A 19,080-nucleotide genomic window follows, 5' to 3' on the forward strand; every position below is an offset into this window, starting at 1 on the left:
AATGAACAAAAAAGTAATCCTTATGATCCTTGACGGATGGGGAAAATCTCCAGACCCAAAAGTTTCAGCCATTGATAATGCAAACACGCCTTTTATTGACAGTTTATATACAAAATATCCAAGTGCACAACTCCGAACCGATGGCTTGAATGTTGGTTTACCCGAAGGACAAATGGGAAATTCCGAGGTTGGACACATGAATCTTGGAGCCGGAAGAATCATCTATCAGGATTTGGCAAAAATCAATCTTGCGGTTCAAAACAAGACCTTGAATCAGGAAAAAACCTTGGTGGATGCTTTTCAATATGCAAAAGACAACAACAAGGATGTTCACTTTTTAGGTTTGGTTTCGGATGGTGGAGTTCACTCTCATATCGAACATTTGAAAGGTTTGGTTGATGCAACTCAAACTTTTGGTTTGGAGAAAGTATTTATCCATGCTTTTACAGATGGTCGTGATGTTGATCCTAGATCGGGAACTTTCTTTTTATCAGATTTAGAAAATCATATCAAAAACACTACTGCAAAACTGGCTTCGGTTATCGGAAGATATTATGCAATGGACCGTGACCGTCGTTGGGAAAGAGTGAAACTCGCTTACGATTTGATTGTGAACGGAGTTGGAGCTCATTCTACAAATGCCATCGACAGCATCCAGGACGATTATAAAAAAGACATTACCGACGAATTCATCCAACCGATTGTTATGGTTGATGAAAACGACCAGCCTGTTGCAAAAATCAAGGATGGTGACGTGATTGTTTTCTTTAATTTCAGAACCGATAGAGGCCGACAATTGACCGAAGTCCTGACGCAATTTGATTGTCACGAACAAAACATGCACAAATTCAATGATTTGTATTATGTGACAATGACAAACTATGACGACACATATAAAGGAATGCACGTGATTTATGACAAAGACAATATCACCGAAACCCTTGGAGAAGTTTTAGAAAAAAACGGAAAGAAACAAATCCGAATTGCCGAAACAGAGAAATATCCACACGTGACGTTTTTCTTTTCGGGTGGTCGTGAAGAGCCTTTTGTCGGCGAAAGCCGCATCCTGAAAAACTCTCCAAAAGTAGCCACCTACGATTTGCAACCCGAAATGAGTGCCTTTGAATTGACAGATGCCCTAGTTCCTGAATTGGAAAAAGAAGAAGTTGATTTTGTATGCTTGAATTTCGCAAACGGAGATATGGTTGGCCATACCGGTGTTATGGAAGCCGCCATTAAAGCCTGTGAAGCCGTTGATAAATGTGCAGAAAGAGTAATTACGACAGCTTTAGAACATAATTATACCACAATTGTAATTGCCGATCACGGAAATTGCGAAACGATGATCAATTCTGACGGAAGCCCGAATACGGCTCATACAACAAATCCAGTTCCGATTATTTTGGTGGATAAGGATTTGAAATCAATTCACGATGGCGTTTTGGGAGATATTGCTCCAACAATTCTAAACTTGATGGGAGTTGAAAAACCTGAAGTAATGAACAGGCATTCTTTGTTGTAATCCAAATAATACAACTACTATATACAATTCAATATCTCATTTTCATAAATGGGATATTGTTTTTTACAACAAGCCCTTACCAAAACCAACGTATAAATTGCCTTATTATCTTTAATATTGAAAGCGTGAGTTAAAGATTGCCTTTCCTATTTTTTACAGCAATTATCCAATCCTTCATAAGCGGCGACATCGGCTTCCAAATCATCGGCATCATAGCCAAGCTTGGTTATAGCCGTTTTAACTTTCGTTAAATCGGTTTTTTTTGTATTGTAAACCACCTCGATGGTCATTTCTTTTTCATCAACCGTAACCATCTGAATTCCTTTTTCACGCAGCAACACTTTTTGGAATCTTTCGCCACAGGTTTCGCATTTAGCACAATGATTGCAATAGATATTTGTTTTGATTAGTGCTTTCTCTATTGTTTTTTGCTTTTGAGCAAATGCTGTTCCAGAACATACTAACAATGAGAATATCAACAAAAATTGTTTTAAAATCTTCATAATTTACTGGTTTAGTTTATTCGCAAATATAATAATTCATTTCACTTTACATCAACCTCAATAAATTCAACTATGAAAATAAAATTTTTGTGATTTCTTTTTTTGCCAGTTCACATTTGAAAAAGTATCTTTGCACAAGTTTTAAAAAACCAAATGAAAGCCTTGAACGCTACGCAAAATACACTTTCACTCAAATCTATTTTTACTGATTTCAAAGAAATCACTAAAGCAGGTTTGGCAGTTAGCGTTGTTTTTTCGTCTTTGGCCGGATATCTTTTGGGTGTTTTCGACTTCAATGCTTCGAGCTGGACTACCTTAATAATGCTTGCTATTGGAGGTTATTGCATGGTTGGGGCTTCAAATGCCTTCAATCAAATCATAGAAAAAGACCTCGACAAGCTGATGGACCGAACCAAGAATCGTCCCATTCCTGCCGAAAGAATGTCTACAACTACAGCTTTCATTATCGCTTGTGTCCTAACCGCTATCGGATTAACGATTTTATACAACATTAACCCGAAAACAGCAATGTTTGGTGCGGTTTCGATATTTCTATATACAAGTGCTTATACTCCACTGAAAACCGTTACTTCATTATCTGTTTTTGTTGGAGCGATTCCTGGAGCAATTCCTTTCATGTTGGGATGGGTTGCCGCAACCGATGATTTTGGAATCGAAGCCGGAACTTTATTCCTTATACAATTTTTCTGGCAATTTCCACATTTTTGGTCTATCGGATGGTTTTTATATGAAGACTATGAAAAAGCTGGATTCTTCATGCTTCCGACAGGAAAAAAAGACAAGACAACCGCTTTGCAAACCATTTTATACACGGTTTGGCTGACCGGAGCTTCACTACTTCCTGCTTTAGGCTATACTGGAAGATTATATTTGACGCCAATTGCAGCAATTATTGTACTTTTACTCGGAATTTGGATGTTGGTCTATGCCGTAAAGCTCTATAATTCCAGAACCGCTAAAGCAGCAAAAACCTTGATGCTTGTGAGTGTTTCCTACATTACCCTGTTACAAATTGTTTATATTCTAGATAAATTTTTACGATAATTATGCAAATGACTTTTCAAGAACATAAAGACAAGAATGCCCGTTCAAAAAAACTGCTTTTGTGGTTTGCCATGATCAGCATGATAATGGTTTTTGCTGGACTTACAAGTGCTTACGTGGTAAGTAAATCAAGAGCCGACTGGAAAAGTTTCGAAATGCCATCTGCTTTTATTTTTAGTACTGCTGTCATCTTGTTAAGCAGTCTCACTTTTCATCTGGCAAAAAAAGCGATAGAAAAAGACAAAAGGAACACTACAACTTGGCTACTTTTGAGTACCTTGGCATTAGGAGTTTTATTTGTTATCCTTCAATTTGAAGGCTTTAAAGAATTAATTAAGATAGGCTTATATCCAACAGGGCCAACAAGTACGGTAACAACTTCTTTCTTATATGTAGTAGTAGTTGTACACCTGACACACTTGGCGGGAGGATTAATTTCTATTTTAGTTGTAATTTATAATCATTTTAAACAAAAATACAAATCAGGTCAAACCCTTGGATTAGAGCTAGGTGCGATGTTTTGGCACTTTCTTGATTTTCTGTGGCTGTATTTGTTTTTATTTTTATATTTCTTTAAATAAGAAAAAAACGTAAATTTGGGAACTTTTTAACGAATTAATTTTATGGGAACGACAGTTACTACTGCAAAAAGCGAAGGTAAAACTTGGGGTGGCGGAAATGAGCCAATGGGAGCCAGCTACGGTAAATTGATGATGTGGTTTTTCATCGTATCGGATGCTTTAACCTTTTCTGGATTTCTTGCCGCGTATGGTTTTTCAAGATTTAAATTTATAGAGACTTGGCCTTTGCCAGATGAAGTTTTTAATCACTTTCCTTTTATGCATGGAGTGAATGCACCGATGTACTATGTGGCATTGATGACATTTATTTTGATTTTCTCTTCTGTGACAATGGTTTTGGCAGTTGATGCCGGTCACCATTTAAAGAAAGGAAAAGTAGCATTTTACATGTTTCTTACCATCATCGGTGGTTTGATATTCGTTGGATCTCAAGCTTGGGAGTGGAAAAACTTCATCAAAGGAGAATACGGAGCTGTTGAAACACACGGTGGAAGTCTTTTACAGTTTGTAGACAATACCGGAAAAAGAGTAAAACTTGAAGAATTCGCCGCACTTCTTCCAGAAGACAGAGTTCAAGACACAAGAGATAAAGGCGTTTGGTTTTCAAGCGAAGCTTCTTTGCCAACTTATTCAGTTGCCGAAATCCAAGCTGGTTTCAAAGCACATCCTGAATTGTTGATTAGAACCGAGGTGATCTATGAAGGTTCAAAAGAACAAAAAGCAGACAAAAAACTTCACCCAACATTAAACAGCAAGAAAAAACAAAAATCTATTCTTACAAGAGAAGAATCAGAAGCGATGTTGGCAAATGCTCATTATGTTGTTGAAGGTGCAAACTTGACAAGAAACGAATACGGAAGCAAATTGTTTGCCGATTTCTTTTTCTTCATTACAGGTTTCCACGGTTTCCACGTATTTTCAGGAGTTGTTATCAATATCATCATTTTCTTCAATGTTATTCTTGGAACTTATGAAAAGAGAAGAAGCTATGAAATGGTAGAAAAAGTTGGACTTTACTGGCACTTCGTAGATTTAGTTTGGGTATTTGTATTTACATTCTTCTACCTAGTTTAATTTCAAAAAAGCAATTATTATGTCACACGAACACGTTTCTAATACAAAAAGAATTTGGATGGTTTTTGGATTACTATCTGTAGTAACCACAGTAGAGGTAATCCTAGGTATCATAAAACCAGAATCATTGCACATGAACAATTTCTTGTCAATGAATTTACTAAACTGGATCTTCATCCTTTTAACAATCTATAAGGCTTACTATATTGTTTGGGCCTTTATGCACATGGAAGGCGAAAAACCAAGCCTTAGATGGTCGGTTGTAGCTCCATTGATCTTTTTAGTTCTATACCTAGTTTTCATCCTTTTGGTTGAAGCTGATTATATTTACGAGGTTTTTAAAAATGCCACTATAAAATGGAATTTTTAACATCATATTAATTCACAAAAAAAGGGACGCTTTGCGTTCCTTTTTTTATTTTTGCACTACAATAATTTCAAATCTAAAATGAAAAAAAATATTGTTCTTTTTTCGCTGTTTGTTTTACCAATCGTAGCTTATCTGTTTTTTGCCTCGGGTGTAAATACGTTTTCAAAACTACCAACCCTGACTCCAAAAATTCAAGATTTGGGAAATTGGAAATCACTCAGTGGCGAGAAGGTGACATTAGACAAGAAGATTACCGTTTTAGGTTTTTCAGGAACTGAAATATTTAAGAATAGAGGAAACTATTTCAACCTCAATCAAAAAATCTACCAACGTTACCATAAATTCAACGACTTGCAATTTGTTGTGGTTTGTCCTTTAGGAACTGAAAAGGATGTAAAGTACATCATCGAGAAACTAGGCGAAATAACAGATACTGCTCAATGGAAATTCGTTTTTGCAGAGCCTCAGGAAATACAAGCTTTTTACAATCAATTGAAATTAAGGGAAAAACTTGACGAGCATCAAGGAACTGCAAATGTCTATATAGTTGACAAAGACCGGAATTTGAGAGGACGAAAAGTACAGGATGAGAAAGAGTACAAGGAAGGTTATAGTACGTTTCACATTTCGGAATTAAGCAACGAAATGCTGGATGATTTCAAAATCATCCTTTACGAATACCGAGCTGCTTTGAAAAAGAACAACAACGCCTCAAGAAAAATTTAATAATCGAGTTATTTTGAAAAACAAATCATACATCTGGGTTTCGCTCATCATCTTAATTTTTGGAATTCTTGTCGTTCCTAAAATTGTTGAAAGAGTAAAGAACAACGACATCGTGAAAGGCGACAGATTGAATACGATTTCTACACACAAGGAAAGTAATCTGATAAAAATTGGTCCTGCACCAAAATTCATCCTTACCAACCAAAACAACAAACAGGTATCGAACTCAACCTATGCCGGAAAGGTATATGTCTTGGAATTTTTCTTTTCGACTTGTCCAACCATCTGCCCGAAGATGAATGCGAATTTAAAAACCGTTCAACAGGAATTTGCTGGGAATAATAATTTCGGAATTGCATCCATCACCATCAATCCAGAAAACGATACTCCAGAAGTGCTGAAAAAACACGCCGAAGAATTAGGATTTACATCTGAGAATTGGCATTTCTTAACAGGCGAAAAAGAATATATTTATCAGATTGCAAACAAAGGCTTCAATATGTATGCTGGCGAAAATGCAAAAGCAAACGGCGGTTTTGAACATTCAGGACTTTTTGCATTAATCGATAAAAACGGAAATATAAGATGCCGTGAGGACGAATTCGGAAACCCAATCCTTTATTACGACGGACTCGAAGAAAAAGGAATCAAGGCTTTAAAAGAAGATATCAAACTATTATTAGAAGAATAAGATGGAGAATAATTTGAATGCAGTAGAGTTGAAATACAGAAAATGGATCATCATCCTATCAATAGCAATCCCTTTGGTTGTAGCACTTTTATTTGGTGTGAAACTAAAAGATTTTGGATACAATGTTGAACCGCTATCCTTCCTTCCTCCTATCTATGCAACCATAAACGGAATCACGGCTGTATTGCTAGTTACTGCAGTTTGGGCCATCAAAAACGGAAAAAGACAATTGCACGAAAATCTAATGAAAACCGCAATCGCTTGTTCAGTAGCGTTTTTAGGAATGTATGTTGCCTATCACATGACCGCTGATTCAACAAAATTTGGTGGCGAAGGAGCTATAAAATACATCTATTACTTTATTCTTTTAACCCATATCGTCCTTTCGGTAATCATCATTCCATTTGTATTGATCACTTACGTTAGAGCCTTAGCAGAACGTTTCGACAAGCATAGAAAACTAGCCAGAATCACCTATCCAATGTGGCTTTATGTTGCCGTAACTGGCGTTATTGTTTATTTAATGATATCTCCTTATTATGTTCACTAAAAAGTCAAAAGCCAAAAGTCAAAAGCCAAAAGTAGCAACAGAAGCATTCTTTCTTCTTGCTTCTTTCTTCTTTTCTTTAGATGTAAACGCCCAATGTGCCATGTGTCGTGCCGTTCTAGAAACCGAAGAAGGTGGCGTAAAAGCCGAAGCCGTAAACGACGGAATCGTCTATTTAATGGCTTTCCCTTACATTCTTGTTGGAATTTTAGGCTACGTAATTTACAGAACGAGACAAAAAAAGAAGGTTTAAATTTTTACTTCAAGCCATCAACCGTAACGCTAACTTCACCATTTACAGATAGGAAAGCAATAATCGCTTTGTTGGTCAATTGCACTTCTTTAAAAACAATATCTCCCATTTTGCCGTTTACAAACACACCCGGCATCGGCGAAAAATTGTTCATATATTTCAACATCGTTTGTTTTCCTTCATCCAGATTTGGCTTGATCGAATAGCGGCAACTTTCTTCCATTTTTTTTAAAATCGTTCCCGAAGCCAACCAATTTGCAGTTCGAATCAACTTGCTTTTCGTATCAATCGCATAATCCAATTTATCGAAATAAATCTCTTTCGTCGCTTCATTATATTGAGGAAAACCCGTCAGATAAACCGTTCCATTCAAGCTTCCCGACAAATCCAAGGCAATAACCATCTTGTCGTTTTTGTGCCAAAGAGCTACTTTTATCACTTTCACCTTTTTACTTCCCGAACCAAATTCCTGCCCTTGAAAATTCTTTGTAATCACTTTCGAAGCATCCTGATACGTCGAAACCGCAACGATATTTGCCGTAATATTATCCGGCATTTTCGAAACGGGCTTCAACACAATCTTATTCCTATCGAATTTATTCGCAGGTTTTTGACCCACCAAGGTTTCAATCGTGCATTTCAAACCCATCTGCATGTTGATGGTTTGCCCTTTTAAAACCGCTTCCGTTGTATACAATTCCACCGGAACAATTCGCAACCAGCTTTCATATTCGGCATTCATTTCCGTTGGCGTGCAAATTTTCTCCAAAGCATCCAAAACATTCGGTTTAAAATCCAACGATTGCTGAATCGCATCATCAATACTTTTCTCAATCTTCGATTTAAAAAGCTTGATTGCTGGATTGATGGCATACGTAATCGGAACATTTTTCCCTAAAATAGTCATCGACGGACTTTCCTTCCAATCCACCGACTTGAATTCGGTATTCGTTTTCAGTTTCCAATTCGTCAAACCCACCTCACTCATCAGCGTCACCACACCATTAAAATTGAATTCCTTCGTTTCATAAAGTGCAATTCCAAGTCTGTCGGTTCCAATCCTGTATTTCACATAAGCCTTCAACGGCAAAACCGTCTTGATTTTTCCGCCCACATTCTCCACCGAAATCGGAGCCTGTTTCCAAATTTTCAACTCATAATCGTCGTCCTCAATCTTGTTGTCCTCATAAATCAACCCATTCATCAACCTGTTCGTCTGATTCTCGATATCCTTGATTTTTATCGTAATGGGCATGCTTATAAACGACGGCGTGTTGTCATAAATCAACGGAGTCGCATCATCCGGCTCAGGTTTCAACGCCTCGATTTTCTGGGTCGAAGAACAAGCTGATACAACTAAAACTGAAATTATCGAAAGAAAAAAATATCTGATGGTAAGCATTTTGATTGATGTTTTTAAAACCGCAAAATTAGAGAATTGCACCATACAAATGATAAAAATTTGAAGCGAATCTTTTAGGCGTTTTGGGAAACTTTGTTCCTGCTGGAGCCACTCGCTTTGTCTCGTTTTTGAGAACGAGACAAGAGCTCAAACAATGGCACCATCAGGGCTAAAAGGCAAACCATATTCACTTTGGAATCATTCCAGAAATATAATTCAACTAAAATGTAACATTTTACAGATTTTTACGTCTTAATAGAAACAAGTAATTAAATTATTAACAGATTTTTATTACAAACCAATTTTTCAAATCCTTAATATTGCCCTTAAAATTATCCGAAAATGATTGAAATCAAAGACCTTCACAAATCCTACAAGACTGGAAAATCAGAACTACACGTTTTAAAAGGAATCAATTTTAGTGTAAAAGAAGGCGAATTGGTTGCAATCATGGGCTCTTCAGGTTCAGGAAAATCTACCTTATTAAATATTCTTGGAATACTAGACGAAGCCGATTCTGGAACCTATGTTCTGGATGGCGTTCCGATAAAAAATCTAAACGAAACCCTAGCTTCTCAATACCGAAATAAATTTCTCGGATTTGTATTTCAATCCTTCAACCTTATCAACTATAAATCAGCTTTAGACAATGTTGCTTTGCCTCTATATTATCAAGGAATAAAAAGCAAAGAAAGAAGCGAAATTGCAATGCAATATCTTGAGAAAGTAGGACTTGCATCCCATTCACATCATTTACCAAACGAATTATCAGGAGGACAAAAACAACGTGTCGCAATTGCAAGAGCCATGGCTTCACACCCAAAAGTTTTATTAGCCGATGAACCCACTGGAGCTTTAGACACCAAAACTTCATACGAAGTGATGGAACTCATACAAGGAATTAACGACGAAGGAAAAACCATCCTAATCGTGACCCACGAACCAGACATTGCCGCAATGTGCAAACGAAACGTAATCCTACGAGACGGATTAATAGTAGAAGACAAATACATCACACAACAAAGAGTTACAGCAAATGTTTAATATAGAACGCTGGCAGGAAATATTTGAAGCAATCAGCAAGAACAAGCTCCGTACTTTTCTTACTGGGGTTTCTGTCGCGTCTGGAATTTTCATTCTCGTGATTCTTTTAGGAGCCGGAAGAGGAATCCAAAACGGAATCCAAAACCAGTTTGCACAAGATGCCACCAATAGAATCTCAATCTGGCCTGGAAATACTTCAAAAGAATATAAAGGTTTAGGAATCGGAAGAGAGACCAAACTCAAAAACCGCGATTATGAAATCGTAACCCAAAAATTTGAAGACTATATCGATAACAAATCCGCCATCTATTCGGTTTGGAGTGGCAATGTTGTTTTTGGCAAAGAAACCGGAACCTACAGAGTTGAAGGTGTCGATCCAAATTATCAGTTTATTGAAAATGCCTCTATTATAGAAGGTCGTTTTATCAACTACAGTGATATCGACCATTATGAAAAAGCCGCTGTTATCGGCAAGAAAGTAGCAACTGATTTATTTAAAAAAGGAATAAAACCTCTCGGACAAAGCATCAATATTTCAGGGATGATGTATAAAGTGGTTGGCGTTTTTACTGATCCAGGTGGCGAAAGAGAAGAAACCCGTGTTTTCATTCCGCTATCAACCGCTCAAAAAGCCTACAGTGCTGGAGATAACATTAGAAGTATGGCTTTTACGATGCCTAAAGAAACTAATTTTAATAAGGCTGTAGCCGAATCTAAAAAATTCACCGAAGAACTTGGAAAAGTTTTGAAAGAACGGCACATGATTGCTCCAGATGATGAAAGTGCATTGTTCATCAATAACTCATTGGAACAAGCTCAAAATATCTATAAACTTACAGATGCTATTCAAGCGTTCTTTTGGTTTGTAGGAATATTGACCATTATTGCTGGAGTTGTAGGTGTTGGTAATATCATGCTCATTGTTGTAAAAGAACGAACAAAGGAAATTGGAATCAGGAAAGCATTAGGAGCTTCGCCAGCATCTATTATCTTCATGATATTGCATGAATCGGTATTTATAACTCTAATTTCTGGTTTTATGGGACTGCTATTTGGTTTGTTACTTTGGGCAGGAATTGGGCCATTAATTGAAAGTGATTTTTTCTCACACCCAGAAGTTGATTTCAATATTGCACTAACAACCGTAATATTGTTGACCGTTGCCGGAGGTTTTGCGGGATTTATTCCTGCTTATAAAGCGGCAAAAATTAAACCGATTGTAGCACTTAGAGACGAATAATATGTTCAACAGAGACAGATGGAATGAAATACTTGAAGCCCTTTCGGCAAAACCATTACGTACTTTTATTACGGCATTTGGGGTATTTTGGGGTATAACAATTTTAGTAATTTTATTATCTGCAAGTACTGGATTGGAAAACGGTGTAAAAAAAGGTTTTGGCGGAATGTCAACCAATTCAATGTTTGTTTGGGCAAATTCAACTTCGAAACCCTATAAAGGATTACCACAAGGAAGATATTTCAATTATAAAAATGGCGATGTTGATGCCATAAAAAGAGAATTTAAAGATTTATTGTATGTATCTCCTCGAAATCAATTAGGTGGTTTCCGTGGAAGTAATAACGTGATTAGAGGAACAAAAACCGGGGCTTATAATGTATATGGCGATTATCCAGAATTCATCATGCAACAGCCAATGAAAATCCTAAAAGGGCGTTTTCTTAATTACGAAGACATCAGTCAAAGGCGAAAAATTGCAGTTATTGGCGAAGGAATTATCCGTGAAATGTACAAGCCTGGAGAAGAAGTTTTAGGCAGTTATGTCAAAATCAACGGTGTCAACTTTATGGTGGTTGGCGTTTATAAAAGCATCTCGAATATGGGTGGTGATGCCGAAGAAAGCCAGAAGCAAATTTTCACCCCTTTCACCAGTTTTCAGCAAGCCTTTAATTATGGAGATATTGTGGGTTGGATGGCCATTACGGCAAAAGAAGGCATTCCAATCACCGATTTAAAATCAAAAATTTTCGATTTATTAAAAGCCCGGCATACCATTGATCCAACAGATGATCGAGCAATTGGTAATTTTGATTTATATGCAGAATTTTCAAAAATCAGTGGATTGTTTTTTATTCTAACGGCTATCTCCTATTTCGTTGGAGGATTGGTTTTACTTTCGGGTGTTATCGGAATCATCAATATCATGCTGATTGTTGTTAAGGAAAGAACCAAAGAAATAGGAATTCGTCGAGCTCTTGGAGCAACACCTTGGGACATTCGGGTGCAAATTTTAACAGAATCAGTTGTTTTATCATTGCTTGCTGGAATGGCTGGAATTATATTTTCTACTGGAATTATAGCCATTGCAAATGCTGTTTTAGATGGAATCCCTGATAAATCAGAAGTAATGTTTGCTAATCCAAGTATCAGTTTGGTCGTTGTTGTAATTGCTTTAGCCATACTAGTTGTTGCTGGATTAATTGCTGGATTTATTCCAGCTCAAACCGCCATCAAAACCAAACCAATTGACGCATTAAGAACCGAATAAAAAATCATCAAAAACAAAAATTAGATACTTTTTAGATATGAAAAAAAGAACCACCATTATCATTTTAATTTTCCTTGCGGTATTGTTCGGAGGAGCTTTATATTATTTGTTCCAAAAAAACCAACAATCTCCAATTGTTTATAAAACAGAAAAAGCGGAGATTAAAACCATCACAAAAAATACGGTTGCAACAGGAAAAATTGTTCCAAAAGAAGAAGTCTTGATTAAACCAAACATTTCAGGTATCATTGAGGAAGTTTATGTAGAAGCTGGAGACGATGTAAAGGCAGGAGATTTGATTGCAAAAATCAAAGTTGTTCCAAATATTTCTAGTTTGAATGGAGCTCAAAACCAAGTGCAGACAGCAAAAATTGATTTGGATAACCAACTTAAATTATACAACCGCCAAAAAACATTGTTCGACAAAGGCGTGATTTCTGCCAATGATTTTGATGTTGCCGAAACAAGCTACAAACAATCACAGCAAAATTACAGGGCTGCTTTGCAAAACGTAGAAATCATCAAAACGGGAACATCAAAAGGAATGGCCAATGTGGCCCAAACCATGATTCGTTCCACCGTTAACGGAATGGTTTTGGATGTTCCCGTAAAAGCCGGAAACCAAGTAATCGAAAGCAATAACTTCAACGAAGGAACCACAATTGCTAGTTTGGCAGACGTTGCAAGTATGATTTTCGAAGGAAAACTGGATGAATCCGAAGTGGGGAAGATCAAATTGAATTTGCCTTTGGAAATTACAGTTGGAGCAATCGAAAATAAAAAATTTAGTGCCGTTTTGGATTATATCGCTCCAAAAGGAACTGAAGAAAACGGTGCGGTTCAATTCCCAATCAAAGGAACTTTAGACAATAAGGAAAACACTTTTATCCGTGCTGGTTTAAGTGCAAATGCTTCAATCATTCTTGAAAAAGCTGATAAGGTTTTAGCCATCAAAGAATCCTTGGTTCAATTTGATGAAAAAACAAAAAAATCATTTGTAGAGGTTGAAGTTGGATTTCAAAAATTCGAGAAGCGAAATGTTACTTTGGGTGTTAGCGACGGAATTTATGTTCAAATCAAAAGTGGCGTAACCAAAGATGATAAAATCAAAGTTTGGAACCAAGCTGTAGAATAATTCCATTAAAAAAGTACGATTCTTTCTTATTCAAAATATGAAAAAAATAAATTACATAGCCGTTTTGACCCTGCTTTTTTCGGGATTATCTTTACAGGCACAAGAAAAAAAATGGACCTTGCGAGAATGTGTCGAACACGCTTATCAGAACAACATCACCATTCAGCAAACCGAATTAGATGCTCAACTTGCCACTATCGACAAGAAAGATGCCTTCGGAAATTTCCTTCCTTCAGTAAATGCAAGTGCTTCCCACAACTGGAACATAGGTTTGAACTTTAATCCGATTACCAACTTAGCCGAAACCCAAACCTTTCAAAACACAGGAGTTGGGTTGAATGTTGGCGTTGATATTTATAGAGGTCTGCAAAATCAAAACCGTTTGAGCCGTTCAAGATTGGCTATAATTGCTTCACAATATCAATTATCAAAAATAAAAGATGATGTTTCCTTGAATGTCGCCAATGCCTTCTTGCAGATTCTTTTCAATAAGGAGAATTTAAAAGTGCAAAAAGAACAATTGCTGAACAATCAAAAACAACAGGAAAGATCTCAAGAATTAGTGAATGCAGGTTCGGTTCCTAGAGGTGATTTGTTTGATATGAAAGCTACAGTTGCAACAAGCCAGCAAGCTGTTGTGACGGCAGAAAATACGCTTTTGATTTCAAAATTAAGCCTAGCTCAACTCTTACAATTGGAAGATTTTCAGAATTTTGATATTGCCGATGACAGTTATGAAGTGACGGAAAGTCAAACGATGCTTCAAACGCCAAGTTCCATCTATGAAAAAGCAAAAGAACAAAGAGTTGAATTGAAAATTGCCAGAACCAATCTCGAAATTGCCGAAAAAGACATCAAAATTGCAAGAGGTGGTTTCCAACCAAGTCTTCAAGGGTATTATAGTTTTAGTGCAAGAGCAACCGATGGTGATCGTGTAGTCACTGATGCTTTTGGAAACTTGACGCTTCGTGGTCCGGCTCCAATTTTTGACCAATTTAGCGATAGTAAAGGTCACTCGTTTGGATTTCAATTGAACATTCCAATCTTGAATGGTTTTTCTGTACGAAATAATGTCGAGCGTTCAAAAGTGGCATTGGAGCGTTCAAAAATCAATTTCAAACAACAGGAATTGGATTTAGAACGAAATGTTTTCACTGCTTTCACAGATGCAAAAGGAGCTTTAAATGCTTATGAAGCTTCTGTAATTGCTCTTGATGCACGAACAGAAGCCTACAATTATGCCAAAGAACGATTTGCTGTAGGCTTGATGAATGCCTTCGATTTGAACCAATCTCAAACCTTATTTGCAAATGCTCAATCAGATGTTTTGAGAACAAAATACGATTATATCTTCAGGGTAAAAGTGGTTGAATTCTATTTTGGAATTCCTATAATGGAACAATAAATTATGGCTTCAGAAAAGATTTATATTTTGAATATTGAAACGGCAACAAAAAATTGCTCGGTTTCGATTGCAGAAAATGGAGTAACCTTGCTTTGCAAAGAAATTGCAGAACAAGGTTATTCTCATGCTGAAAAATTGCACGTTTTTATTGAAGAAATTCTAGAAGAATGCAATCTTACTGCTAAAAATTTAACTGCAATTGCAATAAGTCAAGGTCCTGGTTCTTATACTGGATTGCGAATTGGCGTTTCTGCCGCCAAAGGTTTGTGCTTTGCTTTGGATATTCCGCTGATTGCTGTTGATACTTTGGAATCTTTTGCTAGACAAGTAGATAAAACCGATGGTTTAATTGTTCCAATGATTGATGCCCGAAGAATGGAAGTTTATAGTGCAATTTTCAATTCCAATCACGAAAAAACAAGAGATGTAGAAGCAGAAGTTATTACCGAAGAAAGCTTTAACGACATCAAAGAAAACATCTATTTCGTAGGTGATTGTAGTGAAAAATGCAAAGCCGTTTTGACAAAAGAAAACTTTATTTTTCTTGAAAATATAATCTATCCTTCAGCAAAACAAATGAGCCAAATCAGTTTTGACAAGTACAAAAAAAACGACACTGTTGATGTCGCTTACTTTGAACCTTTTTATTTGAAAGATTTTTTTATGGCGAAGTAATTTTAATATTTATTGCTCTTCTTCCATTTCAAAAACCAAAAATTATCAATTTTAATTTTTAATTCCTAATCTTTAATCGAAGTTTATCCATGATAAACTCTAGAAAAAACAATCTTATTATCTTTTACTTCTAAAACTTCGGCGACAAGCATTTCTTCTTCATTTTCGACGGTTCGGATGTATTCCATAAAAACCCTGTTTTCGTTTGCTGTTAGCGAAGTTACTTTGTAATGCAAGCTTGGCAAACGCTCGAAGGCTTCTTTCCACCAACTTCTCAAGGCTTCTTTGCCAATAACCAAACCATTTGTTTCCGGCAATCGAATTTTGAGTTTTGGACTATAATGTTGTGCTTCGTCGTCATAAAGCGACAAAAGCTGTTCGAGATCGTGTTTGTTGAAGGCATCAAACCATTTGAAGGCGATGGATTGCAAAACTTGTGGTGTCATGTATTGAATTTAAAAACTCCTCTTTCAAAAGTTTCAAAAGAGGAGTTTGTTTTATTTTTTTCTGAAGCTATTATACATTCTTCAAATTGATAATTTCCTGTTCGGTTAGCAATCTCCAGTTTCCTCTTGGTAGATTTTTCTTGGTCAATCCTGCAAAAGCAACTCTGTCGATTCTCAAAACATCATATCCGAAGTTTTCAAATATTGAACGAACCACCTTGATATTTGAACTTCTTAATTTAAGCCCAACTTCGCTTTTTGGTTCCTTTTCAATATAACTGATTTCCTCTACAAAAATTCTGTGATTGTCAATCGTCAAACCTTTACTGATTTTTTCTAAATCTTCAAACTTCAAATTTTTATCCAAAGAAACCTGATAGATTTTAGAAGATTTCTGACTCGGAAGACTGAATTTTCTAATCATATCCGTATCGTTTGTCAACAAAAGCAAACCTGTGGTGTTTTTGTCCATCCTTCCAACAGCAGCAATTTTTGCAGTTGTAGAACCTTTTACCAATTCTAAAACATTACGGTATTCTGTTCCCTCATCGAAGGCGGTTGTGAAGTTTTTTGGCTTGTTCAAAAGAATGTATTCCTTTTTTTCTGGTGTAAGATTCACTCCGTCGAAATTCACGACGTCGGTTAACTTTACTAGATAACCCATTTCAGTTACAGGAATCCCGTTTACTTTTACGTTTCCAGATTGGATGTAGATATCTGCATCACGTCGCGAACAAACTCCTGAATTGGAAATATACTTGTTTAGACGGATTTCGTCTGAAGCTTTTGCTCTTTTTGGTGCCTGATTAGGCTTTTTGGCGATTTTCTCGTCTTCTACTTTTGGCTTGTCAGCGACTTTCTTCTTTGGTTTTTGAGAACGCTTGTCCATTGCCGGTTTTGGCTTGTTCGAACTTGGTCTGCTTGAACCAGTTCGCTTACTATTGCCTCCATTGTTATTCATAAATCAACATAATTTGTGCAAAGATAGGTTAAAATTGTAGATTTTAGATTTTAGATTTCAGATTTGGATCTAAATTGCTGATTGCTAATCACTAGCCCGGATTGTAACGGAAACCCCGGAATTGTGAAAGCTAGTTTTTCCTGATGCAAAAGAGCGACCAACGGAAGCTCCTTTTGTGGCTTGGAAAAACAGCTTTCACAATGAGGAGTTGCAGTGGAAAGCCGGATGAGCTCCTGAAAAATTATATCTTTAATAGTAAGTTTCTTCCGTTCCACAAAACGGTTGGATCGATGAGGACGATGCAGAAAACGCCAGCAACGATAAGGAATTTCAGGACGTTATGGAGTTTTAGAAATTCTTCTTTGGTTTTGGATTTCCAGAGATATAAAAGAAAGAATATTAGGATAATTAGGCAAACATAAAAATAGATATCCATATAACCCACATCGTCTAATTCGATGAGAATGTAAACGGGAATGATGGTCAGGAAACATAAAACCGTAATGATGTATTTGGATACTTTCTCGCCATAAACGACCGGAATAGTTTGATAATCGTTTGAAAAATCGCCGATAATATTTTCTAAATCTTTTATCATTTCTCGAATTAGAAGCAAAAGGAATAGAAATGTGGCGTGTGAAAAGATAACCACGTAGGAACTTTTGTCTTCGATATCTTTATAATACATTAAAAAGATGGCAAAAAACGGAAGGATTGCCATTAAGGTTGACATCAGGTTTCCGATGATGGTGAAGCGTTTTACTTTATGGGAATAGAACCAAATCAGGAAAATATAAACCGAGAAAAACAGCGAAGCTCTCCACGAAACGAGTAAAGCTAAAAATGCTACTATAAAATTGAGCGAAAAATAGACCGTAAGTTTTGTTTTTTGGCTAACCAAACGGTCGAGCATTGATTTTCGTGGTCGGTTGATGAGATCTTTTTGGCTGTCGTAGAAATTATTGATGATATAACCAGAAGCTATCGTAAGCGAAGAGGCCAAAACGATGATGAAAAGATTGAAATCTAAAAGGGTTTCGAGTGCCGACTTGTTTTTGGCCAATATAAAAATCGCCGAAAGGTACTGTGCTAAAACGATTATCGGAATGTTGTAGCCTCTCACGACAGAGAACAAACTGATAATTTTCATTACGAGAAGTTTGTTCTTTCTGCTTAGCATTTTATGGATTTTGGATGTTGATTGTTAGGATTTAATCCAAAAGTACTTTTTAAAATTGATAAACCACTTCTAGTTTGTAATCTTTTAAGGTTTGTTTTGCTTTTTCTAAATCTTGGGTAAAACCTAGGATATAACCTCCTCCACCTGAACCGCAAAGTTTTAGATAATAATCGTTTGTATCAATTCCTTGTTGCCAAATTCCGTGGAATTGTTCCGGAATCATAGGCTTGAAGTTGTTCAAAACGACTTTTGAAAGCTTTTTGGTGTTCGAGAATAATGATTTGATGTCGCCACCAAGGAAATTCTCCACACAAGCGTCGGTATATTTTACGAACTGGTTTTTCAACATAGCTCGGAAACCTTTGTCTTTCAAGTTTTCCATAAAAATATTGACCATTGGAGCAGTTTCGCCCACAATTCCAGAATCTAACAAAAACACAGCACCTTTTCCGTCAAAACTTTGAGTTGGAATTCCGGTTGCTTCGATATTGTCTTTAGAATTGATCAGGATTGGAATGCTCAAATAACTATTCAATGGATCTAAACCAGAACTTTTTCCGTGGAAAAAAGATTCCATTTGAGAGAAAATTGTTTTTAAAGTCAAGAGTTTTTCTCTGGTAAGATTTTCTAAAACCGTTATTTTATTGTTGGCATATTTGTCATAAATCGCGGCAACCAATGCACCGCTACTTCCTACTCCATATCCTTGCGGAATACTGGAATCGAAATACATTCCGTTATCGACATCCTTTTTTAAAGTAGCCAAATCGAAAGTAACTAAATCAGGCTGTTCTTCTTGCAAGTTTTCAAGATAAGAAACAAATCTTTTGAGACTTTGGTTGGAATTTGCCGAAGCTTCGTCTAAAACATCAGCACCTTTCAAAGCTCCGTTGTAAAAATTATAAGGAATGGATAAACCTTTAGAATCTCTGATAATTCCGTATTCTCCGAAGAGTAAAATTTTTGAGTAAAATAATGGTCCTTTCATTT

At 36.5% G+C, this 19,080-nt stretch carries 21 protein-coding genes; 15 read left to right on the top strand and 6 right to left on the bottom strand.

Translation table 11 applies throughout. From position 1 onward, the window contains the following. The first annotated feature begins 1 nt into the window (after nt 1). A complete protein-coding gene (gene gpmI / locus J2X31_RS02265) occupies nt 2–1,522 on the top strand; it encodes a 2,3-bisphosphoglycerate-independent phosphoglycerate mutase (RefSeq protein WP_310024064.1) in 1,521 nt (506 codons plus the stop codon). A gap of 146 nt (nt 1,523–1,668) precedes the next feature. On the opposite strand, the gene J2X31_RS02270 is transcribed toward gpmI, so the two are convergent. Next, the gene (locus tag J2X31_RS02270) at nt 1,669–2,025 is read right to left on the bottom strand and encodes a heavy-metal-associated domain-containing protein (RefSeq protein ID WP_310024065.1); all 357 of its coding nucleotides are present in this window, start codon (nt 2,023–2,025) and stop codon (nt 1,669–1,671) included. Nucleotides 2,026–2,187: 162 nt separating this feature from the next. On the opposite strand from J2X31_RS02270, the gene cyoE reads away from it, so the two are divergent. From cyoE to J2X31_RS02310, 8 genes are all read left to right on the top strand, one after another. Continuing rightward, nucleotides 2,188–3,090, top strand: coding sequence for a heme o synthase (gene cyoE, locus J2X31_RS02275; protein WP_310024203.1), 903 nt, complete (start codon nt 2,188–2,190; stop codon nt 3,088–3,090). Nucleotides 3,091–3,092: 2 nt separating this feature from the next. Then, complete coding sequence (locus tag J2X31_RS02280; protein ID WP_374725205.1) at nt 3,093–3,671, top strand: cytochrome c oxidase subunit 3; 579 nt, start codon at nt 3,093–3,095, stop codon at nt 3,669–3,671. 42 nt (nt 3,672–3,713) lie between these two features. Next, on the top strand, nt 3,714–4,745 hold the full coding sequence (locus J2X31_RS02285) for a cytochrome c oxidase subunit 3 (RefSeq protein WP_310024067.1): 1,032 nt from the start codon (nt 3,714–3,716) through the stop codon (nt 4,743–4,745). Nucleotides 4,746–4,764: 19 nt separating this feature from the next. Next, entirely contained in the window at nt 4,765–5,115 is a 351-nt protein-coding gene (locus J2X31_RS02290; RefSeq protein WP_310024068.1) for a cytochrome C oxidase subunit IV family protein, read from the top strand. A 78-nt stretch (nt 5,116–5,193) separates the two neighbouring features. Beyond that, the gene (locus J2X31_RS02295; RefSeq protein WP_310024069.1) at nt 5,194–5,841 is read left to right on the top strand and encodes a hypothetical protein; all 648 of its coding nucleotides are present in this window, start codon (nt 5,194–5,196) and stop codon (nt 5,839–5,841) included. Between the two features lie 10 nt (nt 5,842–5,851). Further along, a complete protein-coding gene (locus tag J2X31_RS02300) occupies nt 5,852–6,532 on the top strand; it encodes an SCO family protein (protein WP_310024205.1) in 681 nt (226 codons plus the stop codon). A gap of 1 nt (nt 6,533) precedes the next feature. After that, the gene (locus J2X31_RS02305) at nt 6,534–7,082 is read left to right on the top strand and encodes a DUF420 domain-containing protein (protein ID WP_310024070.1); all 549 of its coding nucleotides are present in this window, start codon (nt 6,534–6,536) and stop codon (nt 7,080–7,082) included. Next, nucleotides 7,072–7,332 (top strand): CAMCR motif-containing small membrane protein, encoded by a 261-nt coding sequence (locus J2X31_RS02310; RefSeq protein ID WP_310024071.1) that lies wholly within the window; start codon nt 7,072–7,074, stop codon nt 7,330–7,332. Before J2X31_RS02305 ends, J2X31_RS02310 begins: the two co-directional genes overlap by 11 nt. A 4-nt stretch (nt 7,333–7,336) precedes the next feature. On the opposite strand, the gene J2X31_RS02315 is transcribed toward J2X31_RS02310, so the two are convergent. Further along, nucleotides 7,337–8,734, bottom strand: a complete 1,398-nt coding sequence (locus tag J2X31_RS02315; protein WP_310024073.1) for a DUF4403 family protein — start codon at nt 8,732–8,734, stop codon at nt 7,337–7,339. A gap of 342 nt (nt 8,735–9,076) precedes the next feature. Between J2X31_RS02315 and J2X31_RS02320 the strand changes: the two genes are divergently transcribed. From J2X31_RS02320 to tsaB, 6 genes are read left to right on the top strand one after another with little or no spacing between them, the layout of a single operon-like run. Then, nucleotides 9,077–9,778 carry an ABC transporter ATP-binding protein gene (locus J2X31_RS02320; protein ID WP_310024075.1) on the top strand — a complete coding sequence of 234 codons (702 nt, stop codon included), beginning with the start codon at nt 9,077–9,079 and terminating at the stop codon, nt 9,776–9,778. After that, nucleotides 9,771–11,018 carry an ABC transporter permease gene (locus J2X31_RS02325; RefSeq protein WP_310024077.1) on the top strand — a complete coding sequence of 416 codons (1,248 nt, stop codon included), beginning with the start codon at nt 9,771–9,773 and terminating at the stop codon, nt 11,016–11,018. The genes J2X31_RS02320 and J2X31_RS02325 overlap by 8 nt, the downstream gene beginning before the upstream one ends. 1 nt (nt 11,019) lies before the next feature. Further along, entirely contained in the window at nt 11,020–12,288 is a 1,269-nt protein-coding gene (locus tag J2X31_RS02330) for an ABC transporter permease (RefSeq protein WP_310024078.1), read from the top strand. A 37-nt stretch (nt 12,289–12,325) separates the two neighbouring features. Next, a complete protein-coding gene (locus tag J2X31_RS02335) occupies nt 12,326–13,423 on the top strand; it encodes an efflux RND transporter periplasmic adaptor subunit (RefSeq protein WP_310024080.1) in 1,098 nt (365 codons plus the stop codon). Between the two features lie 37 nt (nt 13,424–13,460). Next, entirely contained in the window at nt 13,461–14,828 is a 1,368-nt protein-coding gene (locus tag J2X31_RS02340) for a TolC family protein (protein WP_310024082.1), read from the top strand. A gap of 3 nt (nt 14,829–14,831) precedes the next feature. Continuing rightward, a complete protein-coding gene (gene tsaB / locus J2X31_RS02345) occupies nt 14,832–15,503 on the top strand; it encodes a tRNA (adenosine(37)-N6)-threonylcarbamoyltransferase complex dimerization subunit type 1 TsaB (protein ID WP_310024084.1) in 672 nt (223 codons plus the stop codon). 83 nt (nt 15,504–15,586) lie between these two features. On the opposite strand, the gene J2X31_RS02350 is transcribed toward tsaB, so the two are convergent. From J2X31_RS02350 to J2X31_RS02365, 4 genes are all read right to left on the bottom strand, one after another. Beyond that, nucleotides 15,587–15,949, bottom strand: a complete 363-nt coding sequence (locus tag J2X31_RS02350) for a nuclear transport factor 2 family protein (RefSeq protein ID WP_310024087.1) — start codon at nt 15,947–15,949, stop codon at nt 15,587–15,589. Between the two features lie 70 nt (nt 15,950–16,019). Continuing rightward, nucleotides 16,020–16,910: a pseudouridine synthase gene (locus J2X31_RS02355; RefSeq protein WP_310024088.1), complete on the bottom strand. Its 891-nt coding sequence runs from the start codon at nt 16,908–16,910 to the stop codon at nt 16,020–16,022. A gap of 241 nt (nt 16,911–17,151) precedes the next feature. Then, the gene (locus J2X31_RS02360) at nt 17,152–18,090 is read right to left on the bottom strand and encodes a geranylgeranylglycerol-phosphate geranylgeranyltransferase (protein ID WP_310024089.1); all 939 of its coding nucleotides are present in this window, start codon (nt 18,088–18,090) and stop codon (nt 17,152–17,154) included. A gap of 49 nt (nt 18,091–18,139) precedes the next feature. Further along, a complete protein-coding gene (locus tag J2X31_RS02365) occupies nt 18,140–19,078 on the bottom strand; it encodes a mevalonate kinase family protein (protein ID WP_310024091.1) in 939 nt (312 codons plus the stop codon). Nucleotides 19,079–19,080 lie beyond the last annotated feature (2 nt).

The organism is Flavobacterium arsenatis (genome assembly GCF_031456785.1).
Lineage (GTDB): Bacteria > Bacteroidota > Bacteroidia > Flavobacteriales > Flavobacteriaceae > Flavobacterium > Flavobacterium arsenatis.

Excerpts from the sequence above, each read along its gene's own strand:
- J2X31_RS02270 (WP_310024065.1), bottom strand. The coding sequence starts at position 2,025 with ATGAAGATTTTAAAACAATTTTTGTTGATATTCTCATTGTTAGTATGT.
- gpmI (WP_310024064.1), top strand. The coding sequence starts at position 2 with ATGAACAAAAAAGTAATCCTTATGATCCTTGACGGATGGGGAAAATCT.
- J2X31_RS02310 (WP_310024071.1), top strand. The coding sequence starts at position 7,072 with ATGTTCACTAAAAAGTCAAAAGCCAAAAGTCAAAAGCCAAAAGTAGCA.
- J2X31_RS02335 (WP_310024080.1), top strand. The coding sequence starts at position 12,326 with ATGAAAAAAAGAACCACCATTATCATTTTAATTTTCCTTGCGGTATTG.
- J2X31_RS02325 (WP_310024077.1), top strand. The coding sequence starts at position 9,771 with ATGTTTAATATAGAACGCTGGCAGGAAATATTTGAAGCAATCAGCAAG.
- J2X31_RS02285 (WP_310024067.1), top strand. The coding sequence starts at position 3,714 with ATGGGAACGACAGTTACTACTGCAAAAAGCGAAGGTAAAACTTGGGGT.
- J2X31_RS02315 (WP_310024073.1), bottom strand. The coding sequence starts at position 8,734 with ATGCTTACCATCAGATATTTTTTTCTTTCGATAATTTCAGTTTTAGTT.
- J2X31_RS02290 (WP_310024068.1), top strand. The coding sequence starts at position 4,765 with ATGTCACACGAACACGTTTCTAATACAAAAAGAATTTGGATGGTTTTT.
- J2X31_RS02330 (WP_310024078.1), top strand. The coding sequence starts at position 11,020 with ATGTTCAACAGAGACAGATGGAATGAAATACTTGAAGCCCTTTCGGCA.
- J2X31_RS02350 (WP_310024087.1), bottom strand. The coding sequence starts at position 15,949 with ATGACACCACAAGTTTTGCAATCCATCGCCTTCAAATGGTTTGATGCC.
- J2X31_RS02320 (WP_310024075.1), top strand. The coding sequence starts at position 9,077 with ATGATTGAAATCAAAGACCTTCACAAATCCTACAAGACTGGAAAATCA.
- J2X31_RS02365 (WP_310024091.1), bottom strand. The coding sequence starts at position 19,078 with ATGAAAGGACCATTATTTTACTCAAAAATTTTACTCTTCGGAGAATAC.
- tsaB (WP_310024084.1), top strand. The coding sequence starts at position 14,832 with ATGGCTTCAGAAAAGATTTATATTTTGAATATTGAAACGGCAACAAAA.
- J2X31_RS02340 (WP_310024082.1), top strand. The coding sequence starts at position 13,461 with ATGAAAAAAATAAATTACATAGCCGTTTTGACCCTGCTTTTTTCGGGA.
- J2X31_RS02305 (WP_310024070.1), top strand. The coding sequence starts at position 6,534 with ATGGAGAATAATTTGAATGCAGTAGAGTTGAAATACAGAAAATGGATC.
- J2X31_RS02355 (WP_310024088.1), bottom strand. The coding sequence starts at position 16,910 with ATGAATAACAATGGAGGCAATAGTAAGCGAACTGGTTCAAGCAGACCA.
- J2X31_RS02360 (WP_310024089.1), bottom strand. The coding sequence starts at position 18,090 with ATGCTAAGCAGAAAGAACAAACTTCTCGTAATGAAAATTATCAGTTTG.
- J2X31_RS02280 (WP_374725205.1), top strand. The coding sequence starts at position 3,093 with ATGCAAATGACTTTTCAAGAACATAAAGACAAGAATGCCCGTTCAAAA.
- J2X31_RS02295 (WP_310024069.1), top strand. The coding sequence starts at position 5,194 with ATGAAAAAAAATATTGTTCTTTTTTCGCTGTTTGTTTTACCAATCGTA.